General features: G+C 68.2%; 15 protein-coding genes and 1 other RNA gene. All 16 read right to left on the bottom strand.

Annotation, left to right across the window (positions count from 1 at the left end; translation table 11 throughout):
• Window positions 1-54 precede the first annotated feature (54 nt).
• Complete coding sequence (locus tag G7Y50_RS06785; RefSeq protein WP_165053748.1) at window positions 55-1,233, bottom strand: pyridoxal phosphate-dependent aminotransferase; 1,179 nt, start codon at window positions 1,231-1,233, stop codon at window positions 55-57.
• Between the two features lie 382 nt (window positions 1,234-1,615).
• The gene (locus tag G7Y50_RS06780) at window positions 1,616-3,121 is read right to left on the bottom strand and encodes a S1C family serine protease (RefSeq protein WP_165053750.1); all 1,506 of its coding nucleotides are present in this window, start codon (window positions 3,119-3,121) and stop codon (window positions 1,616-1,618) included.
• A 310-nt stretch (window positions 3,122-3,431) separates the two neighbouring features.
• Window positions 3,432-4,202 carry an amino acid ABC transporter ATP-binding protein gene (locus G7Y50_RS06775; RefSeq protein ID WP_165053752.1) on the bottom strand — a complete coding sequence of 257 codons (771 nt, stop codon included), beginning with the start codon at window positions 4,200-4,202 and terminating at the stop codon, window positions 3,432-3,434.
• Complete coding sequence (locus G7Y50_RS06770) at window positions 4,195-4,848, bottom strand: amino acid ABC transporter permease (RefSeq protein ID WP_165053791.1); 654 nt, start codon at window positions 4,846-4,848, stop codon at window positions 4,195-4,197. Before G7Y50_RS06770 ends, G7Y50_RS06775 begins: the two co-directional genes overlap by 8 nt.
• Before the next feature lie 268 nt (window positions 4,849-5,116).
• Window positions 5,117-5,980, bottom strand: a complete 864-nt coding sequence (locus tag G7Y50_RS06765; protein WP_165053754.1) for an amino acid ABC transporter substrate-binding protein — start codon at window positions 5,978-5,980, stop codon at window positions 5,117-5,119.
• A 402-nt stretch (window positions 5,981-6,382) separates the two neighbouring features.
• A complete protein-coding gene (locus G7Y50_RS06760) occupies window positions 6,383-7,747 on the bottom strand; it encodes a 4Fe-4S binding protein (RefSeq protein WP_165056998.1) in 1,365 nt (454 codons plus the stop codon).
• Window positions 7,748-7,759: 12 nt separating this feature from the next.
• Window positions 7,760-9,010, bottom strand: a complete 1,251-nt coding sequence (gene mobB / locus G7Y50_RS06755; RefSeq protein WP_165053758.1) for a molybdopterin-guanine dinucleotide biosynthesis protein B — start codon at window positions 9,008-9,010, stop codon at window positions 7,760-7,762.
• 567 nt (window positions 9,011-9,577) lie between these two features.
• Window positions 9,578-10,555, bottom strand: a complete 978-nt coding sequence (locus tag G7Y50_RS06750; RefSeq protein WP_165053761.1) for a ModD protein — start codon at window positions 10,553-10,555, stop codon at window positions 9,578-9,580.
• A 374-nt stretch (window positions 10,556-10,929) separates the two neighbouring features.
• Window positions 10,930-11,526 carry a recombination mediator RecR gene (gene recR / locus G7Y50_RS06745; protein WP_165053764.1) on the bottom strand — a complete coding sequence of 199 codons (597 nt, stop codon included), beginning with the start codon at window positions 11,524-11,526 and terminating at the stop codon, window positions 10,930-10,932.
• Window positions 11,527-11,529: 3 nt separating this feature from the next.
• Window positions 11,530-11,838: a YbaB/EbfC family nucleoid-associated protein gene (locus G7Y50_RS06740; RefSeq protein ID WP_165053767.1), complete on the bottom strand. Its 309-nt coding sequence runs from the start codon at window positions 11,836-11,838 to the stop codon at window positions 11,530-11,532.
• A gap of 63 nt (window positions 11,839-11,901) precedes the next feature.
• A complete protein-coding gene (gene dnaX / locus G7Y50_RS06735) occupies window positions 11,902-14,565 on the bottom strand; it encodes a DNA polymerase III subunit gamma/tau (protein WP_165056996.1) in 2,664 nt (887 codons plus the stop codon).
• 163 nt (window positions 14,566-14,728) lie between these two features.
• A complete protein-coding gene (locus G7Y50_RS06730; protein WP_165055554.1) occupies window positions 14,729-15,388 on the bottom strand; it encodes a VTT domain-containing protein in 660 nt (219 codons plus the stop codon).
• Window positions 15,389-15,531: 143 nt separating this feature from the next.
• Window positions 15,532-15,625: signal recognition particle sRNA small type (gene ffs / locus G7Y50_RS06725), an RNA gene on the bottom strand.
• 114 nt (window positions 15,626-15,739) lie between these two features.
• Window positions 15,740-16,009 carry a GntR family transcriptional regulator gene (locus G7Y50_RS06720; protein WP_165055551.1) on the bottom strand — a complete coding sequence of 90 codons (270 nt, stop codon included), beginning with the start codon at window positions 16,007-16,009 and terminating at the stop codon, window positions 15,740-15,742.
• 492 nt (window positions 16,010-16,501) lie between these two features.
• On the bottom strand, window positions 16,502-17,107 hold the full coding sequence (locus tag G7Y50_RS06715) for a recombinase family protein (RefSeq protein WP_370458003.1): 606 nt from the start codon (window positions 17,105-17,107) through the stop codon (window positions 16,502-16,504).
• A gap of 281 nt (window positions 17,108-17,388) precedes the next feature.
• On the bottom strand, window positions 17,389-19,167 hold the full coding sequence (gene aspS / locus G7Y50_RS06710; protein WP_165055532.1) for an aspartate--tRNA ligase: 1,779 nt from the start codon (window positions 19,165-19,167) through the stop codon (window positions 17,389-17,391).
• Between the last annotated feature and the right edge of the window lie 80 nt (window positions 19,168-19,247).

Below are 19,247 nucleotides of genomic sequence, written 5' to 3'. Positions count from 1 at the left end.
CGCTCGATTGCCGGCACGCTATCTCCCAGCGCGCTTGCCTGCCGGCGCGCTTGCCTACTGGTAGCTCTCCATGAGCTGCTTGAAGGCCGGCATCGACCGCTCGATGGTGTCGCGGGCGATGCAGTAGGACAGGCGCACCCAGCCGGGGCAGCCGAAGCTGTCGGAGGGCACGAGCAGCAGCTCGAACTGCTTGGCGCGGTCGGAGAACGCCTGCGCGTCGTCCTCGAGCGCCTTGACCCACAGATAGAACGCGCCGTCGGGCTCCACGTACTCGTAGCCGAGCGCGGAGAGGCCCTCGGTGAGGATGCGGCGATTCGTGGCGTATGCCTCCACGTCGGAGGGCTCGGCGATGCACGCGGCGATCACGCGCTGCAGCAACGCCGGCGCGCAGATGTAGCCGAGCGCGCGGCCCGCGCCCGCAACGGCCACCGACACCTTCTGCGCGTCGTCCATGTAGTCGGACACGTAGATGAAGCCGATGCGCTCGCCCGGCAGCGACAGCGACTTCGAGTACGAGTAGCACACGATAGTGCGCGGGTACACGCACGGCACGTAGGGCACTTCCTTGCCGTAGGTGATCTCACGGTACGGCTCGTCGCTGACCAGGTAGATCGGATGGCCGAGTTCGGCTTCCTTGCGCGTGAGCATGGCGGCGAGCGCCTCAAGGTTCTCGCGCATGTACACCGCGCCCACCGGGTTGTTCGGCGAGTTGATGATGACGGCGCTCGTCTTCGCCGTGATGGCGGCCTCGACGGCGGGCACGTCCATCTGGAAGCTCGGCACGAGCGCCGGCACCTCGACGCGGGTGCAGCCGCAGGTGTCGATCCACGTGGCGTACTCGGGAAAGAACGGCGAGATCACGATGACCTCGTCCCCCGGGTTGGTGATAGCGGTGAGCGTAATGGCGAGGCCCGCCGCCGCGCCCGCCGTGAGGTAGATGTTGCCCGGGGTGGCGGGCGCGCCGTAGCTCGTGCGGATGTGGTCGGCCACCACCTGCTTCACCTTCGGGTCGCCCGAGGCCGGCGTGTAGCCGTGCAGCGCCACCGGGTCCTCGTCCATGAGCGCCAGGATGGTGTCGCGCACCTTGTCCGGCGCGGGGACGCTGGGGTTGCCGATGCTGTAGTCGAACACGTTCTCCGCGCCGATCTCAGCCTTGCGGCCCAGCCCGTAGGAGAACAGCTCGCGGATCGCGCTGGGCTCGTCGCCCAGGTCGAACATTCTCTCGTTGATCATGAGTATCCTTCCGTTTTCCAAGTGCGAGAACAGAATAATACTTATCGCGCGGGCTGGGCGTGATCAGGCGGGAATTACCCGGGCATTGACGGCCCGAGTGGTCGAAGGGGACTTTCCGGCGGGCAGGGCCAGGGGCGCCAGGGGCGCCAGGGGTGCCAGGGAACCGGGGGGCTGCGCCGGGAGCCGGGGGGCTGCGCCGGGAGCCGCGCCGCCGACCGCGCCTTGAACCCCGCACGCAGCAGCGCCCCTCGCATAAGCCTCGCACGCGGCGCCGCCCCCCGCGCCTTGGGCCTGCGCACAGCGGCGCCCCTCGCATGAGGGGCGCCGCCAGGGAAAGGGATGAAGCGACAGGGATGGCTGTCTCGCGCAGAGCGTTTTCGCGCTACGCGGCGTCACCCGAGCCTGAGCCCGAGTCGCCCCGCAGCATGTCGAGCAGGTTCCCGCCCTGCTGCTGCAAGGCGCTCATGCTCGACTCGTCGGAGCCCAGCGTCACCTGCAGGTCCTTCGTCGCGCCGTCGCGGTTCACCGTGACCGTCACCACGTCGCCCGGGTTCTTCGCCCGCACGTCGAGCATCAGGTCGGACGCGCTCGCCACGGCCTTCCCGTCGAATGACGTGATGATGTCGCCCGCCTCGATGCCCGCCTCGGCGGCGCCCGAGCCGGCGCTCACCGCCGACACGTAGGCGCCTTCGTCGACCGCGAGCCCGTAGCGCTTCGCGATCGAGGGGTTCACCGTGGTCATCGACACGCCGAGCTGCGCGTGGGTGGGCGTCTTGCCGTCGATGATCTGCTGGGCCAGGCTGATGGCGTAGTTCACCGGGATGGCGAAGCCCACGCCCGAGTAGTTGCCCGAGTACGACGTGATGAGCGTGTTGATGCCGATGAGCTTGCCCTCGGCGTCAACCAGCGCGCCGCCGGAGTTGCCGGGGTTAATGGCCGCGTCAGTCTGGATCATGTTGGGGTAGATGGTGTACTCGCCCGTGCTGTTACCGTACATGTCGGTCGAGGGCTCCATGATCTGCGAGCGGCTCGTGGCCGACACGATGCCCGTGGCCACCGACTGCTCGAGGCCGAACGGGCTGCCGATCGACATGACCCACTCGCCGATGGTCAGGTTGTCCGAGTCGCCGATCTCGATGGCCGTCAGGCCCGAGGCGCCCTTCGCCTTCAGGACCGCCACGTCAGAGCTGGGGTCGGAGCCCACGAGCTCCGCGTCGTACGTCTCGCCGCCCACCGTCACCTTGTAGGCCTCGCCGCCTTCCACCACGTGGTAGTTCGTGACGATGTAGCCGTCAGCCGTCAGCACCACGCCCGAGCCCAGCGAGCTCTGCACGAGCTCACCGGTGCCCTGGCCCTGCCCGGTGCCGAAGCCGAACGGCAGCGCGCTGCTCGCGGCGCTCGCGTACACGTCGATGGCCGCCACGGAGGGCAGGCACTTGGCCGCCACGGCCTCGGGCAGCGTCGCGTCAGCCTCGCCCGCGGCAACCGGAGATGAGGTGGAGGCGCCCAGCGAGGTGCCGCCCGACGCGCCGCCGCCGTCGTTCATCAGGCCGACCACGCCGGCAACGCCGAAAGCCAGCACGCAGGCGAGCAGCGCGCCCGCGAACGCCACGACGAAGGTCTTGCCCGCCGAGCCCTTCTTGCGCTGCGCCTCGTGCGGCGCGCCGCCGGGAAAGCCGGCGCCCATGCCGCCCGAGGCGCCGGGGGTGCCCGCAGGCGCAGCGTGGCTCGCGCCGCCCTGCGGGTAGGACGACTGGTACGCTGAGTGATACGCCGAGTGGCGGGGTGCAGGCTGCGCGGAAGGCGCGCCCGGATAGCCCTGCTGACCTGCGGGGTTCGGCTGGCTGGGGTAGCCGCCCCCCGAAGGGGTATTGCTCGCATCCGTCATGTGGCATGCTCCTTAAGCTCGATGTCCGTCACGTCGAGAACCGCTGCGCGGGACGCCGTGGAGGTCGGCCCGAGTTATGCCCCGCGAGGCAATTCCAATTGACGGACTCACCTTATCATTCCGCGCGTACGCGCGATGTGCCGCCGCGCAATCGTCACCTTTACGTCATGGATATACTCCACCTGGTGTACGCCAGATGGCGCAGACCGGGCGCTGGCGCTGCACGCGAGGCTCGCGCGAGGCGCCCACACTCGCGCGTCCGCTGCCGCTCGCGAGCCCGCGCCCATGCCGGTGAGCTGGCGGCGCTTCCCTACTCCTGCTGGTAGTTGGACAGAAACGCCTTCGTGCGCTCGTGCACAGGGTTGTTGATGACGTCGCTCGCGCGGCCCTGCTCCACGATGACGCCGCCGTCCATGAAGATGAGCTGGTCAGCCACGTCGCGCGCGAAGCTCATCTCGTGCGTGACGATCACCATGGTCATGTGCTCGGCCGCCAGCTCGCGGATGACCTTCAGCACCTCGCGCGTGAGCTCGGGATCCAATGCGCTCGTGGGCTCGTCGAAGAACAGCACGTCGGGGTTCATGGCGAGGGCGCGCGCGATGGCCACGCGCTGCTGCTGGCCGCCCGACAGGTCGCACGGCACCATGTCCTCCTTGCCCGACAGGCCCATCTTCGCCAGCAGCTCGCGCCCGCGCGCGAGCGCGGCGTCCTTCGGCATCTTCTGCACGCAGATGAGCGCGTCGGTGACGTTCTTGAGCACCGTGTAGTGCGGGAACAGGTTGAAGCTCTGGAACACCAGGCCGAAGCGCGTCTTCGCCTCGCGGATCACGTCCGCGCCGCCGTAGACCGCGCGCCCCTGCGCGTCGGTGGTGGTCACGGACAGGTCCCCGTAGCTCAGGCTGCCCGCGTCAAGCATCTCGAGCATGGTGAGGCAGCGCAAAAGCGTCGACTTGCCGCCGCCCGACGGGCCGATGATCGCCAGCACGTCGCCCTTGCTCACCGTGAGCGAGATATCCTTGAGGACCTCGTTGTCCCCGAAGCTCTTTCGAGCATGCTCCAGCTTTACGACGGCGTTAGTCATGGTAGTAGTCCAGCTTCTTCTCGACGCGGTTCAGGATGAATTCGATCACGAGGCAGCACACCCAGTAGATGAGCGCGGCCACCACGTAGGGCAGCATGCTCACCTGGCTGGCGGCGATGGCCTTGGCCTGCGTGAACATCTCCATGATGCCCAGCACGAAGGCGAGCGAGGTGTCCTTCACCAGCGTGATGATCTCGTTGCCCATGGCGGGCAGGATGCGCTTGATGACCTGCGGCAGCACGATCTTCATGAACGTCTGCGCGCGCGTGTAGCCCAGCACGCTCGCCGCCTCGTACTGCCCCTGCGGGATCGACTGGATGCCCGAGCGGTAGATCTCGGCGAAGTAGGCCGCGTAGTTCAGGATGAAGCCGATGTAGCAGGCCATGAACTTCCAGTCGGGGCCCATCTGCAGGCCGAGCAGGTAGTACGGGCCGAACATGATGGCCATGAGCTGCAGCATGAGCGGCGTGCCGCGCAGGATGGAGATGTAGAGCTGCGCCAGCCACGAGAGCGGCTTGAACTTGCTCATGCGCGCGAGCGCGATCACCACGCCCAAAGGCAGAGACCCGATGAGCGTCACGATGAAGATCTTCGAGGTCATGATGAGGCCGTTGCCCAAGAGGCCCATCATCACGTCGAAGCTCATCCCCTTCAGAAGAGCGTCAAGAAATTCCACGCGCTACCCCTCTCGTATGTTGCCTTGCGCTTGCCGCGACATCGCCGTGCCGTGCCGCCATCCCGCACGAGCCGTGCCGTGCTCGCGCTGCGCTGCCAGCCGCGCCCGCAGCGCGCGTCGCGCCGTCGATTCCGCGGCAAACGCAAAAGCCCTCAAAACATGCGAAGGGGGCGAGGGCACGCACCCCCGCCCGCTTCGCGACCAACGCGGCATTCAAGCCGCTCGAGCTACCTGCTTCTTACTTCAGGATCCAGTTGTCGAAGGTGAGGCCGTACTCCTCGTACTTCTTGCACAGCTCCTCGACGGTGCCGTCCTCGTACATCTCCTTCAGCGTGGCGGTGATCTGGTCGGCCATCTCGGTGTTGCCCTTCTTCACGCCCACCGCGTAGTGCTCGGAGCTCAGCGGCTCGGAGATCTGCACGTACGCGTCGGGGTTGGCGGCCATCTGGTAGGCGGCGATGGACAGGTCGCACGCGACGGCGTCAACCATGCCGGACTCGAGCTGCATGAAGGCGTTGTTGTAGTCGCCGATGGTCTGCAGCTCGGCGAAGGTCGCGGCGAGCGCGGCCTGGCCGCCCTCCTCGTCGTTCTCGAGCACGTCGAGCGCGGCGGAGTCAACCTGCGTGATGACCGTCTTGCCGGCCAGGTCCTCGAGCGCCTTGACGTCGGAGTCCTTCTTCACCACGATGACCTGCTCGTTGAGCATATAGGGCTCGGAGAAGGTGTAGTCAGCCTCGCGGCCCTCCATGGTGAAGCCGTTCCAGATGCAGTTGATGGTGCCCTGGTTCAACAGCGCATCCTTGGCATCCCAGTCGATGGCCTGCTGCTCGTACTCCCAGCCGTTGCGCTTGGCGACCTCGGCGGCGAGGTCGAGGTCGAAGCCGGTCTCCTTGCCGTCATCGCCGATGAAGCCGTACGGCGGGTAGGCGTTGTCGAAGCCGACGACGAGCTTGGTGGTTTCGGTCGCGGCCTTGTCGGCAGCAGAGCTCGCGGAGCTTGCAGCGCTCGAGCTCGCGTTGCTGCTCGAGCAGCCCGCCAGCATGAGCGCGCCCAGGCTCAGCATGGCGACAGCCACGACGAGCGTTGTGATCTTCTTCTTCATTCCGTTCCTCCTGAAAAAGCGTTCCTTCACGCGAAGCGCCACCTTGCCGGCGCTTCGCCTTGCCCACACTTTATTACGATAAAGCGATAGAGCGGTTGAAAGTATACCACAGCGGGGCGAAATGCGCGCCCGCGCTTCCCAAAGGGCGAGAAACACGCGATCTGATACCGCTCAGCGCCACGCGAGAAGAGTACGCTGTCACCAGTGCATCGTTCATGACAAATAAATATGCGTTCGCTACATCTTGGCATGGGCAGCAAGCTCGACACGAGGCATGCGGGTATCAGATCGCGTGTTTCTCGCATGTTTGCAACTTTGCAGCGGAAAGCACGATGAGCCGAGGCGGGATCTGTGGCAAGGAGACCCGGACGACGCCTCTTGCCGCATGCGCGCAGCGCTTCCCTAGCGGTTGCGGTTGAAGAGCTTGGCGGGCTTCTTCGGGCGGGGGATCTCCACCAGGCGCGGCTCGAAGTCGAAGAGCTCGGCCACCGGCACCTCGCGCGACAGCTCGATGCAGTGTCGCAGGCACACGTCGACGCACAGCCGACACTGGGTGCAGTCGGTGGCCTGGAACTCGAGGTAGCGCATGTCCTCGTCAGCCGGCTCCTCGAGCGTGGAGTACTTGAGCGCCTCGGTGGGGCAGAACATCACGCACATCCCGCAGCCCGAGCACTTCTCGGCGTCGATGGAGAGCGCGCCGAAGTGCCGCGTGCTGAGGACGGGCTCGAAGGGCGCGGCGGCGTCGGCGGGGCTTGCGGCGCCGGCAACCCCAACAGGACCGGCAGCGCCGGCGGCCTCGGGACCTGCGGCGTCGGGGGCATCCACGGCGGGCACGTCGGCAACCCCAACGGGACCGGCAGCGCCGACGCCCTCGGGCACGCCGGCGTCGTCCGCCTCGGCCGCCCGCATGATCGCCTCGAGCGCGCCGGTGCGCTCCCCCACCTGGCAGAGCGCGTCCATGATGCGCATGTTGCGCTCGGGCACGAAAGTGGGCATCTTGCCGCTCTTCCCCGCGCCGAGCCGCTCGCGCAGCGTGTGCAGCTTCTGCTTCTGGTCCTGGTGGAGCGCGTCGGCCACAGCCTTCTCGGCCACCGTCATGGTGACGTTTCTCGCGTAGCCGCCCGCCTGCGTGAAGAACCCGCGCCGCGCGGCGCCGCGCACGGCAAGCGCGTCAGAGGCGAGCAGCTCAGGTGGGAACTCGGAGGCGCGCGCGATGACGGCAGGCGCCCCGACCGCCTCGAGCAGCGAGGCCGCCGCGTCGATCGTCTCGTCGACCGCCGGCGAGACCGCGCCGTACTTGCACGTGGCGCACGTGCCGTCCACCAGCACGATGTCCTCAACGCCGTGCGCCGCAAGCCCCACGAGGAGCGGCTCAGTCACGCGCCCCAGGCACGGCACGCACGCGAACTTCTCCGGGTCGCCCAGCTGGCGCGCGGCCATGCGCGCGCACGCCACGCACGCCGTGCCCGTACCCGTCTGCGCCACGGCGTCCGCCACGGCAACGGCCAGGTCCTCGTCCATGGGATCGAGCGACACGAGCGCCGCCGTGGGGCAGACCGCCACGCACGCGCCGCACGCCACGCACGCGCCCGCGTCGATGGCAAGCTCGTTCTTCCCCACGGTGATCGCGTCGGCCATGCACGCGTCGGCGCAGAGGTGGCACGATGCGTTGCGGTTGCGCACCGCCACGCAGTGGTCTTCGACGGCCACGACCGACTTGCTGCGCAGAAGCTCGGCCATCTCCATGACGTCGTTGATCGTGGGCATCGTCAAAACCGCCTATTCACCGAGGTAGGAGTCTTCTATGCGCTTGAGTTCGTCAGGCGTGTTGGCGTTGATGAAGCAGCCGCCGCGCGGCTCGGCCGCCAGCACGCGCTCCTGCGAGAACTCCGCCACGCGCACCGCGGGGTCGTCGAAGAACGCCTGCGCGCGCTTCTCGCCGGCGTCGAGCGCGCGGCGCACCGCAGGCACGCAGCCGGTCTTGCGATAGAGCGCGTGGAAGGGCTCGAACCCGTGCTTGTTCACGGGCACCACCACGTCGGCGCCGGTCTCCGCCATCATGAGCGACTCGGCCACCACCAAGCTCGCGCTGGCGAACACCATGTCGCACGCCACCACGGCCACGTACGGGTTGCGCGCGGACTGCAGCGCGGTGTAGAGGCCTGGCAGGGCGCCGCGGAAGTCGAAGGCGTCGCCCACGAGCTTGATGTCGAGCTCGGGGTACTCCTCGGCGAGGAAGGCGAGGCTGTCCGCCTCGTTGGTGGTGATCAGAAGCTCGTCGGCCGCAGGCGAGAGCCGCTCGATCAGCCGGCAGATGAGCGGGCGGCCCGCAAAGGGCACCGTGGCCTTCGAGCGGCCCATGCGGCGGCTCTCCCCGCCCGCCTGGATGACCACCGTCACGCGCGGGCGCACGTAGTGCTCCTCAAGGAAGTCAGCGATGCCCGCGATGTCGTCGAGCGCGAACGCCGGGATGTTGAACAGCAACGCCGCCTGGCGCGCCTCGGGGATGTCGGTCACGACGGCGACCGTGTCCGACGTAGGCATCTTGTGCTCGAGGTCGGCCGCGAAGGCGGCGTCCCCGCGCGAGGCCTGCGTGAAGTCGGTGCCGAGCGAGGCGCCGGCGCGGGCGCCCTCGATGAACGCGGTCGCCACGCTCACGTCGGCCGGATTGCCCGAGCGCATGATCTCGACGGTGGGCAGGCCGCTCTTGCGGTAGCCCTCCACCACGATGATGTCGTGGCCGGGCATGGAGCGCACGATGTCGGAGCACTCCGCCTCCTCGTCGAGCGTCTTGACGCGCGCCATCATGGTGGGCGAGGCGATGACCGTCTCGCTCGCGCCGGCCGCGCGGTGGCGGTAGGAGTCCTTGCCGGGGTGGTCGATGTCGAAGTTCGCGTGGGAGTGATGCTTGACCGACCCCACGTCGTGCCCGCGCGCCACCAGCTCGGCAATGACCTGCTCGATGAGCGTGGTTTTCCCGGAATTATGGCGACCCACGATGGAGATCGCCGGACTTGGAACGTTGACCATGATGCCCCTCAACCCGAACGTAGCAGAGCCGCAGCGCGCCCGAGCGCCATGGCCCTCGGTCACGACCCGCCCGAGCGCCCGCAAGCCCTCGGCCGCAGCGCGCGCAAGCGCTCCGCAACCCTCAGCCGCAACGCGCCTAGACGTCTCACGACCCTGCTTCCTTATATCGCGAACGAGTATAACAGATGCGCGCCCCCGCAAGCGCCTCTCCCTCTGTGTCATCCTGAGCGAAGCGCCCGCAGGGCGCGGAGTCGAAGGATCTGGCCGCGAGCAGAACGCACATGCGAGCACACCGCACTTGGGAGCAGATCCTTCGACTCGCTCCGCTCGCTCAGGATGACATGAGAAGGGAGGTTCACCTGAGATGACGAGAGCGATCACTCAGTGGCACGAGGAGGGAGGCTCTCCCAAGACGACACGGGAGAAGGCTGCTCGCCCAAGGTGGCGGGGCTGCTCGCGCGGCGACATGGGAGGGGAGGCTGCCCTCCCCGGATAGCACAGACGGCTGCTCATTCGGTGTGGTACGGGGGGGGAAGCTGCTCGCTCGGCGACAGGGGACGGCACTTGCTACAGCGCGCGCATGCGGACGCTCATGTCGAGGGGCTTCGCGCTGAAGGGCGCCGTGGTGGCCAGGCCGTCGACGCCCGTGGCGGCGTAGGCGGCGGCGTTCTCGGGGTTGATGCCGCCGGCGGCGATGAGCGTGACGGCCGGGTTGATCGCGCGCAGCTCGCGCACCAGCAGCCCCAGCTCATCAGCGGGGATCTTGTCGAGCTGGATGCCGTCGACGCCCGCGCGCGCGAGGTCGCGCTCTGGGCAGGGAATGGCGGGCTGCGAGTGCGCGGGCGGGTGGTCGACGCCCGCGTACGCGGGGACGCGCTCTGGGTGGACGTGGTTCCGTCGGATCGCCTGCTCGGCGTCGACGCCCGCGTACGCGAGGATGCGCGCCTGCTCGGCGTCGGCCTCGACGAAGATCTTCTTCTCCACGCAGCGCGCCTTGATCTCGGGGAGCTTCTCGACGAAGGCGTCGAAGCCGCCCATGAACGTGAGGTGGTGGCTGAACACGATGATCGTCTCGGAGAGCCCCAGGCGGTGCGGGTAGGCGCCGCCCGCCACCACTGCGTAGGTGAGCAGGTCCTTCACGCCCGGCATGGACTTGCGCGTGGTGAGCACCTCGCAGCGCGGGTTCGCGGAGTGCGCCGCATCGACCATGCGGCGCGTCTTGGTGGCCACGGCCGACAGGTGGTCGAACACGTTCAGGCACGCCTTCCACGCCGCATGCAGCTGCTCGGCGCCCCCGCGCACGCGCATGAACGCCTCACCTGCGCTCACGCGGTCGCCGTCAGCGCGGGCAGCCACCACCTCGCAGCCGAGCTTCGCCATCATGCGGCGCACCACCGCCACGCCCGCGAGCACGCAGTCCTCGCGCGTGAAGTACTCCATCTCGCCCGGCGCGTCCGAAAGCCCGAGCACCTGGCACGTGAGGTCGAGATAGGGCAGGTCCTCGGTGATGAAGTGGTCGATGCGCGCATCGGCGAAGTATTGCATGGCGGCTCCTTATCGCAGGTCAGGCGGCGACTCAGCGCACAAGACCGCGCCTGCGGGGCGCACCCGGCCCCAGCCGACGCGCCCCCGTCACATCCCCGCGTCGCCGCCTTCATTAGTTATCTGCATATCAGAATAGTGCGTTGTGAAGTGCGCTGCGCGAGAATTTTCTCTTGGGATTATGTGGAGACGATGCTATAATACATGCGATTTACGAGAAGCGCACTTTGCTTCGGGAAGATAAGGGTTCTGTTTTTGGAGGGGACAGGGCTCTTTGTCTTATAAGGCACGTGACCTGCACCGCAGGCCACGTGCCTTATCTTTTGTACGACGCCGCAGGCAGGCGGGCGGGGGGCGCCTGCCTTCGCGCCCCTCCCCTACAGCGGGCGGCGGGCCTCGAGCGCGCGACCGAGCGTCACCTCGTCGGCGAACTCAAGGTCGCCGCCGACGGGCAGGCCGCTCGCAGGGCGCGTCACCGTGATGCCGAGCGGCTTGATGAGGCGCGCGAGGTAGGCGGCCGTGGTCTCCCCCTCGATGTTGGGGTTGGTGGCGAGCACCACCTCGGTCACGTCCTCCGCGGCCAGGCGCTTGAGCAGCTCGGCCACGCGCAGGTCGTCGGGGCCGACGCCTTCCATCGGCGAGAGCGCGCCGCCGAGCACGTGGTACACGCCCGCGAACACCGCCGTGCGCTCGATGGGCGGGATGTCGCGCGGCTCCTCGACCACGCAGATGGCGCTCTGGTCGCGCTTGGCGCTGGCGCAGATCTCGCACAGCTCGCCCTCCGCGTAGTTGAAGCAGCGGCTGCAGAAGCGCACCGTCTCCTTCACCTCAATGATGGCCCCGGCGAGCCGCAGAGCCGACGCCTTGTCGGCGTTCAGCAGGTAGTAGGCCATGCGCTGGGCCGACTTCGGGCCCACGCCCGGCAGCCGCTCCAGCTCGTCGAGCAGCTTCTGGATGGATGGCGCCGCTTGCATGCGCTACATCAGGCCCGGGATCTTCATGCCGCCCATGACGGCGCCCATGCGCGCGTTGGTGGCCTCGGTGGCCGAGCGCAGCGCCTCGTTGGTGGCCGCGAGGATCATGTCGCCGAGCATCTCGACGTCCTCGGGGTCGACGGCCTCGGGGTCGATGGTCACCGACCTGATGGTCATGTCGCCCTTGGCGCACACCTTCACCATGCCGCCGCCCGCGGTGGCCGTGAACTCCATCTGCGCGATCTCCTCCTGGGCGCGCGCGGCCTCAAGCTGCATCTTCTGGGCCTGCTTCATCATCTTCTTCATATCCATGGGGAACTCCTTCGGTGATGTTGGCGGAAGTTTTCAAGCGTGGGGACTATGGTACCGCAAAGGCTATTCCCTGACCTCGGTGAAAGACACGTCCGCGCCGAAACCGAAGGCGAGCATGGCGTCGAGGTCGGCCATCGAGGGCTCGGGCCCCGCGGAGGCGGGCTGGGGCTGCGGATCGCGAGCCGGCTGCGAGCTGCGGGCGGGCTGGGGCTGCGGGCTGCGGGCCGCGGAGGCAGGTTGCGAGCTGCGGGCCGGCTGCGGGCCGCGGGCAGATTGCGGGTTGCGGGCCGCAGAAGCGGGCTGCGGGCTGCGGGCAGATTGCGAGCGCTGGTCGCGCGCGGAGGCCGCAGGGTCAGGCTGGCGAACGGAAGCGGCGGGCTGCTGCCCTTGGGCGAAAGCCGCGGCCACGGGAGCAGGCTCGAAGGCCGGCTCGAAAGCGGGCTCGTAGACGTCGGCGTCGTCGTAGGGAACCAGGTCGTCGTAGGCGTCGAGCGGAACGAGGTCGTCGAAGCCCGCGTAGCCGGTGGGCGTCTCGTAGGGCGCAGGCGGCGTGGCCTGCGTGGCGGCGTCGACGCGCGGCTCAGGGCCAGCCGCGGGGCGCGGAGCCGCGAAGTCGGCTGCAGCGGGGCGCTGGACGGCAGGGTCAGCCGAAGGGCGCCGAGCGGCAGGGTCGGCCGCGGGGCGCGATTGGACCTGGTCGGACGGGCGCGTGAGCTGCTGCGCAGCCTCGGCGCGCGGCGCAGCCTGCGCAGAGGAGCCGGCGGCAGCCGAGGAGGCTGCGACGGTCGCGACGGAGGCAGAGGCTGCGGCGACGACCGGCGCCGTGGTTGCGCCCGCCTTCGAGAGGCGGAACGGGATGGGGACGCCGCAGGCATGCGCGAGCGCGGCGGCGAGCTCGTCCTGCACGTCGGGCTTCTGCACGGCCTTGAAGGCGAAGTCGTTCTCGGCGGGGAAGTCGATGACGAGCGCGCCGCGGGCTGCGTCGAACGACGCCTTGGTGTTCAGGAAGAGCACGCCGTAGGCCGCCTTCGCCTTCTTGAGCGTCGCGAGCGCGGCCTGCCACGTGCGCTGCAGGGCCGCGGGGTTCTTGAAGCTCTCGGCCAGCTGCGCGGGCACCTCGCCCGCAGCCGCGGACGGGGAGCCCGAAGCCGCTGCCACAGGCTGCGCCTCGGCGGGCTGGGCGGATGCCGCGGGCTGCGCCTGAGTCGCCATCGCAGGCTGGGTCGCCATCGCGGGCTGCGCCCGAGTCGCCGTGGGCTGGGTTGCTACCGCGGGCTGGGCCGTCGCCGCCTGCGCCGCCGCCGTCGGTCGGGCCTCCACGGGCCGGGACGAAGCGGGCTGCACCTCGGCGGCGCCTGCGACCGCGCGGCGCACGGGCTGCGCCTCGGCGCGCACCGGGCCCTGCACTCCCGACCGCTGCGCGGCTGCCGGCTCGCGCAGGGCCCCTTCGCCGCCGCGCTCGGCCGGCGCAACCGCCGCAACCGCCGCGCCAACGCCTACCACTGCGCTCACAGCCGCCCCACCAGCGCCCGCCGCCGCGCTCGCACCCGCCGCAGCGCCCGCGCTCACCACGTGCGCCACCGCCGAGTACCCCGCCTCGAGCGCCTCCACGCGCTCGGCGAGCGCCTCGAGCGTGAGGTCGGAGTCGGGCCGCACCATGCGCGTGAGCGCGATCTCGAACGACAGCCGCGGGTTGGTCGACGACTTGAGCTCCGCCGACAGGTCGCCCAGGACGCCCAGCAGGCGGGCGAGGCGATCGGGGCCGAACAGCGGCAGCTCCTCGGCCATCTCGCGCCGCACGCTCTCGCTCACGTCGAGCGCCACGTCGGCGCCGGCGAGCGACATCACATACATGTTGCGCACGTGCTCGGCGAAGTCACGCGTGAACTGCGCCAAATCGGCGCCCGTCTCCACGTACTCGGCCGTCCAGCGGAAGCACGACGCCACGTCGCGCGTGCCCACGAACCGCACGATCTCGCCCAGCTCGCTCACCGCAAGCGACCCGAGCATGCGCTCGGCGACCTCCATGGTCACGCGGCCCTCGCCGAACGCGATCAGCTGCTCGAGCGAGGTCAGCGCGTTGCGCATGCCGCCTTCCGCGCGGTGCGCCACCAGGTCGAGCGCCTCGCCCTCGAACTCCACGTCCTCGGCCACGCAGATGGCGCCGAGGCGCGACACGATGGCCTCGTTCGAGATGCGGCGGAAGTCGAAGCGCTGGCAGCGCGAGTGGATGGTCTCGGGGACCTTCTGCGGGTCGGTGGTGGCCAGGATGAACACCACGTGGCTCGGCGGCTCCTCGAGCGTCTTGAGCAGCGCGTTGAACGCCGCCGTCGACAGCATGTGAACCTCGTCGATGATGTAGATCTTGTAGCGCCCGCGCGTGGGGGCGAACTGCACGCGGCCGATGATCTCCTCGCGCACGTTCTCCACGCCCGTGCGCGACGCGGCGTCGAGCTCGTAGACGTCGGGGTGCTCGCCCGCGGCGATCATCGCGCAGTCCTCGCACGTGCCGTCGGGCTCGGGCGTGGGGCCGCTCTGGCAGAGCAGCGCCTTGGCGAGCAGGCGCGCCGTGGTGGTCTTGCCGGTGCCGCGCGGGCCCGTGAACAGGTACGCGTGGCTCACCTTGTCAGACTCGATGGCGTTCTTGATGGTGCGCTCGATGTGCTCTTGCCCCACCACGTCCTCGAAGATCTGCGGACGGTATTTGCGATACAGTGCCTCTGCCATGCGGTGCGCCTCTCTCAGCAAAAAGGTTACCCGCCCATCATAGCGCAAACCCAAAGCCGCGCGCCCGCGTCACGCCGCTCGCGCCGGCGAGCCCTCGAAAGCAGGCAACGCGATGCGGCCCGATCGCAGGGAGCGCCAAGTCACGGGAAGCGCCAAGCCTCCCCTACTTCTTGTTCTTGCGGGAGCTCATGGCGGCCTTGACGGCGCCTATGATGGCAGGCGCGACCGACACGGCCACGATGCCGAGCACGATGACCTCGAAGTGGTCCTGGACGAGCGGGATGCCGCCGAAGAAGTAGCCCACCAGCACGAACAGGCTCACCCACGAGATGCCGCCGACGCAGTTGAAGAACGTGAACTTCGCGAAGTTCATGTGCCCGGTGCCCGCGATGAAGGGCGCGAACGTGCGGAAGAACGGCATGAAGCGCGTGATGACGATGGTGAGGCCGCCGTACTTCTCGAAGAAGTGGTCGAGCTTCTCCATGCGCTCGGGCGTGAGCGCCTTCACCTTGCCGGAGTCGATGATGCGTTTGCCGAAGAAGCGCGCGATCCAGTAGTTCGATGTGTTGCCGAGGATGGCCGCCACGTAGAACACGATAAGCGTGGCCACCACGTTGAGCCCGCCGCCGTCGGCCGAGAACACGCCCGCCGCGAACAGCAGCGAGTCGCCGGGGAGGAACGGGAAGAACACGAGGCCCGTCTCGATGAACACGATGAGGAACAGCGGCGTGTACACCCACACCGGCCCCAGCGCGATGATCCACGCGGCGATCTGCCCGCGCGGGTCCTTCAGCAGGTTGACGAAAAAGTTGATGATTTCCACAAAGAGCCCTTCCCACGATAATGCCAACCCGGAGGTTGGCACAGCAAGCGAGCATTCCTTTGGCCGGGCGCCGCATGGAACGAGAGCCGACGCACGGCGTGCGAGCCAGCGCGCAGCGCCGGGCGCGACGCGCAGAGAAGTGCACCGAGCAGGCATGGGCGCTCGTCAGCGGTCCCTTATGGCTGCTTCCTCCCGGACCTGACCAGGTTCGGAACTTGGCGCCGCCCAAGCCCGTTCGATGCACTCGCAAGCACATCGACCTAGTATAGGGGAACGAGAAGAGAACCCGGCGAAATCAGCAGGTTCTCCAAAACTCCACGAGAAGGCAGGGCGAAGGGGCGGGCGCCGAGGCTACTCGGAGGACACTACGCGGTAGGTGTTGCCCTCCTGACCTCCGCTTTCGTTGAAGCGGGGATGCGACTCGATCACGCCCTCGGCCCGCAGGCGCACGATCGCGCGGTCCACGGTCTTCGCGCTGCACTTCATGAACTCGGCGATCTCCCGCTTGGTGCAGTGCGCGTGGCCGCCGCCCATCGCCGTGCGCTCGACGATGAACCCCAGGATGCGCTGCTGCAGCGGCGTGAGCCGCGAGGCCCCCTCCTTGCTGCTCAACCTGCCCATAAGCCACCGTCCCCCTCTCTACGGCGCAGTTCGAGCGCCGGGCGCGTATCGCGGCACGTCCGAACCCCGCCGTGGCACTCAAAGATTCTTCGAGCTATTCACCTGCAGATTTGCCGAAGTCAGCCATATTCGGCGCGAGCGTGGGCAACAGAGGGGACACGGCGCAATAAAAAAGCCACCCCGCCTCGGGGCGGCGTTCCCTCTATTGTTTTTCATGGCCGAGTCCCGGTCATGTCCCAACGTGCGAGGCCTTGCTAAAAAGAACACCCCATCATCACAAACACAGGAAAGGTAGACATTTTCTCAGCGTCTCCCTTTGCGCGCATTCGGCGCGTTTTCCGCGCCAAACCGCTGAAAAACCCCTTTTTTTCAGCTCGTTTCTCACACTCGTTGACTCCTCGCAAAAAGTCTACCTTTTCTCAGTGCTGTTTTCAAGCCGTTCGTAGCAATTTTTACCTTGCTCGTGACAACTTCTCAGGTGTTAATGACCATTTACACGACATGCCGCGCCAAGTCCTCCCGCTTCCAGCGGTCGAACGTGGCCGTGCTCACGCCGAGGGCGGCTGACGCCTCCTTGCGCGTGAGCAGGCCCGCCAAGTAGCCCTCGAGCACGTCCCAGTAGGGCTCGGGACGCTCGAGGCGCGGGCGGCCGAAGCGCACGCCGCGCGCATGGGCCGCGGCGATGCCCTCAGCCTGGCGCTGGCGTATGTTGTCGCGCTCCACCTGCGCCACGTAGCTCAGAAGCTGCAGCACCACGTCAGCCAAAAAGGCCCCGGTCACGCCGTCCACGCGGGTGCGCGTGTCGAGCAGCGGCATGTCGAGCACCACCACGTCGACGCCGCGCTCCTTGGTGAGCACGCGCCACTGCTCGAGGATGTCGCCATAGCAGCGGCCGAGCCGGTCGATGCTCTTCACCACCACCACGTCACCCGCGCGCAGCCGGCGCATCAGCCGCCGGAACCCCGGGCGCTCGAAGTCGCGCCCGCTCGCGCGGTCCTCGTAGATGAGCTGCCGCTTCACGCCGAACTCCAGCAGCGCGTCGATCTGACGCGCCAGGTTCTGGTCACGAGCCGACACGCGCGCATATCCGTATATCACCGCCTTGCGCGCATCCGCTCGCGTGTCGGACAGCTGCACCGCCGCCTGCGGCTCCGTCGCCTGCGGCCCTGCCGCCCTCTTCCCCGCTTCCGCCGTCAAAGTCCTCCGCTCCATTGCCTCAACCTCGCTTTCCCTCGAATTACTTAGCTGTAGGGTTGAGCGTTTCTCGCGTCTCGTACTTCCGGAATGAAAAAGCGCCCGAGCCAGAAGGCCGGGCGCTCGGGGTGACACCATGCTGGCGCGTGAGGGCGCGGCACGTGAGGACAGCCGCGCGGCAGCGCCTACAGCGTGCGGAGGCTGACCTCCTTGAGCTGCCGGCCCGTGACGGCGCTCGGCGCGCCCGTCATGGGATCGCTTGCGCTCGACGTCTTCGGGAACGCGATGACGTCGCGGATGGATTCCTTGCCCGCCAGCAGCATGACGAGGCGGTCGAGGCCCAGCGCGATGCCGCCATGCGGCGGGGCACCCAGCTCGAGCGCGTGGATGAGGTGCCCGAACTTCTCGTCGATCTGCTCGTCGGTCAGGCCGCACACGCGCAGCACGCGGCGCTGCTCCTCGGCGTTGTGGATGCGGATGGTGCCGCCGCCCACCTCGAAGCCGTCCATGACCAAATCGTAGCTGTAGGATCCGCATGCCAAGGGCTCGGTCTCGATGCAGTCCAGGTCCTCGTCGAGCACGTGCGTGAACGGATGGTGCTCGGCGGCGTACTTCTTCTCGTCCTCATCATACTTGAACATGGGGAAGTTCACCACCCACAGCAGGCTGTGGCCCTCGCGCGGGATGCCCAGGCGGTCGGCCATGTGCAGGCGCAGCGCCGAGAGCACGGCGTTGGCCACCTCGGCCTTGTCGGCCGCGAACAGCAGCAGGTCGCCCGCTTCCACGCCCATGGCCTCCTTGAGGCGCGCGTACACGTCCTCCTCGAAGAACTTGATGATGGGGCTCTTCTCCTTGCCGTCGGACGTGAAGGCGATCCAGGCCATGCCCTTCGCGCCGTTGGCCGCCGCGATGTCGGCGAGCTTCTCCACGTCGCCGCGACTCCAGTCGCCGGCGCCCTTGCAGTTGATGGCCTTCACCACGCCGCCGGCCTCAACGGCGCGGGCGAACACGCCGAAGCCGCAGCCGCGCACGATCTCGGTGAGGTTCACGAGCTCCATGCCGAAGCGCGTGTCGGGGCGGTCGCAGCCGAAGCGCTCCATGGCCTCGGCATAGGGCATGCGCTCGAGCGGGAAGGCGTGCGAGACGCCTGCGGCGGCGAGCGTCTCGGCCATGACGTCCTCCATCATGTTCATGACGTCCTCGCCCTGCACGAACGACATCTCGATGTCCACCTGCGTGAACTCGGGCTGGCGGTCGGCGCGCAGGTCCTCGTCGCGGAAGCAGCGCGCGATCTGGTAGTAGCGCTCGACGCCCGCGCACATGAGCATCTGCTTGAACTGCTGCGGGCTCTGCGGCAGCGCGTAGAACTTGCCGGGGTTCGGGCGGCTCGGCACGATGTAGTCGCGCGCGCCCTCAGGCGTGGAGTTCGCCAGGATGGGCGTCTCGATCTCGAGGAAGCCGCGCTCGTTGAGGGCCGTGCGCATCGCCTGGACCACCGTGTGGCGCAAGCGCAGCGCAGCGTACATCTCAGGGCGGCGGATGTCGAGGTAGCGCCACTTCATGCGCGTGGTCTCGTCGGTCTCGATGCCGTCTTCGATGGAGAACGGCGGGGTGACGGAGGTGTTGAGCACCTCGATCGCGCTCGCCAGCACCTCGATCTCGCCCGTGGCCATGTTGGGGTTCACGGCCTCGGCGGCGCGCTCGCGCACCGCGCCGGTGACCTTCAGCACGTACTCGCGGCCCAAATGCTCGGCGCACGCGAAGTCCTCGGCGCTCACGCAGTCGGGGTCGACCACGATCTGCGTGTAGCCCGCGCGGTCGCGCAGGTCGCAGAAGATGAGCCCGCCGTGGTCGCGGTTGTGCCACGCCCAGCCGGTGAGCACGACCTCGCGGCCCGTGTCCTGCGCACGCAGCTCGCCGCAGGTGGCGGTGTGCATGCAGTATTCGTTCTTCAGATCTGCCATGACAGTTCGTTCTCCTTGAGCCTCTTAGCTTCCACCCCTCGCCCGCGGGCGTGGCGGGCGCGTCGCAGCACGCGACGGCA

Source organism: Adlercreutzia sp. ZJ176 (genome assembly GCF_011038975.1).
Classification (GTDB): Bacteria; Actinomycetota; Coriobacteriia; order Coriobacteriales; family Eggerthellaceae; genus CAAEEV01.
Note: the sequence above shows the minus strand (reverse complement) of the source record. Positions and strands in the feature narration are given on the sequence as shown.

What these genes read in the sequence shown, in the direction of transcription:
- G7Y50_RS06785 (WP_165053748.1), bottom strand. Translation starts at nt 1,233, where the DNA reads ATGATCAACGAGAGAATGTTCGACCTGGGCGACGAGCCCAGCGCGATC.
- G7Y50_RS06780 (WP_165053750.1), bottom strand. Translation starts at nt 3,121, where the DNA reads ATGACGGATGCGAGCAATACCCCTTCGGGGGGCGGCTACCCCAGCCAG.
- G7Y50_RS06775 (WP_165053752.1), bottom strand. Translation starts at nt 4,202, where the DNA reads ATGACTAACGCCGTCGTAAAGCTGGAGCATGCTCGAAAGAGCTTCGGG.
- G7Y50_RS06770 (WP_165053791.1), bottom strand. Translation starts at nt 4,848, where the DNA reads ATGAGCTTCGACGTGATGATGGGCCTCTTGGGCAACGGCCTCATCATG.
- G7Y50_RS06765 (WP_165053754.1), bottom strand. Translation starts at nt 5,980, where the DNA reads ATGAAGAAGAAGATCACAACGCTCGTCGTGGCTGTCGCCATGCTGAGC.
- G7Y50_RS06760 (WP_165056998.1), bottom strand. Translation starts at nt 7,747, where the DNA reads ATGCCCACGATCAACGACGTCATGGAGATGGCCGAGCTTCTGCGCAGC.
- mobB (WP_165053758.1), bottom strand. Translation starts at nt 9,010, where the DNA reads ATGGTCAACGTTCCAAGTCCGGCGATCTCCATCGTGGGTCGCCATAAT.
- G7Y50_RS06750 (WP_165053761.1), bottom strand. Translation starts at nt 10,555, where the DNA reads ATGCAATACTTCGCCGATGCGCGCATCGACCACTTCATCACCGAGGAC.
- recR (WP_165053764.1), bottom strand. Translation starts at nt 11,526, where the DNA reads ATGCAAGCGGCGCCATCCATCCAGAAGCTGCTCGACGAGCTGGAGCGG.
- G7Y50_RS06740 (WP_165053767.1), bottom strand. Translation starts at nt 11,838, where the DNA reads ATGGATATGAAGAAGATGATGAAGCAGGCCCAGAAGATGCAGCTTGAG.
- dnaX (WP_165056996.1), bottom strand. Translation starts at nt 14,565, where the DNA reads ATGGCAGAGGCACTGTATCGCAAATACCGTCCGCAGATCTTCGAGGAC.
- G7Y50_RS06720 (WP_165055551.1), bottom strand. Translation starts at nt 16,009, where the DNA reads ATGGGCAGGTTGAGCAGCAAGGAGGGGGCCTCGCGGCTCACGCCGCTG.
- aspS (WP_165055532.1), bottom strand. Translation starts at nt 19,167, where the DNA reads ATGGCAGATCTGAAGAACGAATACTGCATGCACACCGCCACCTGCGGC.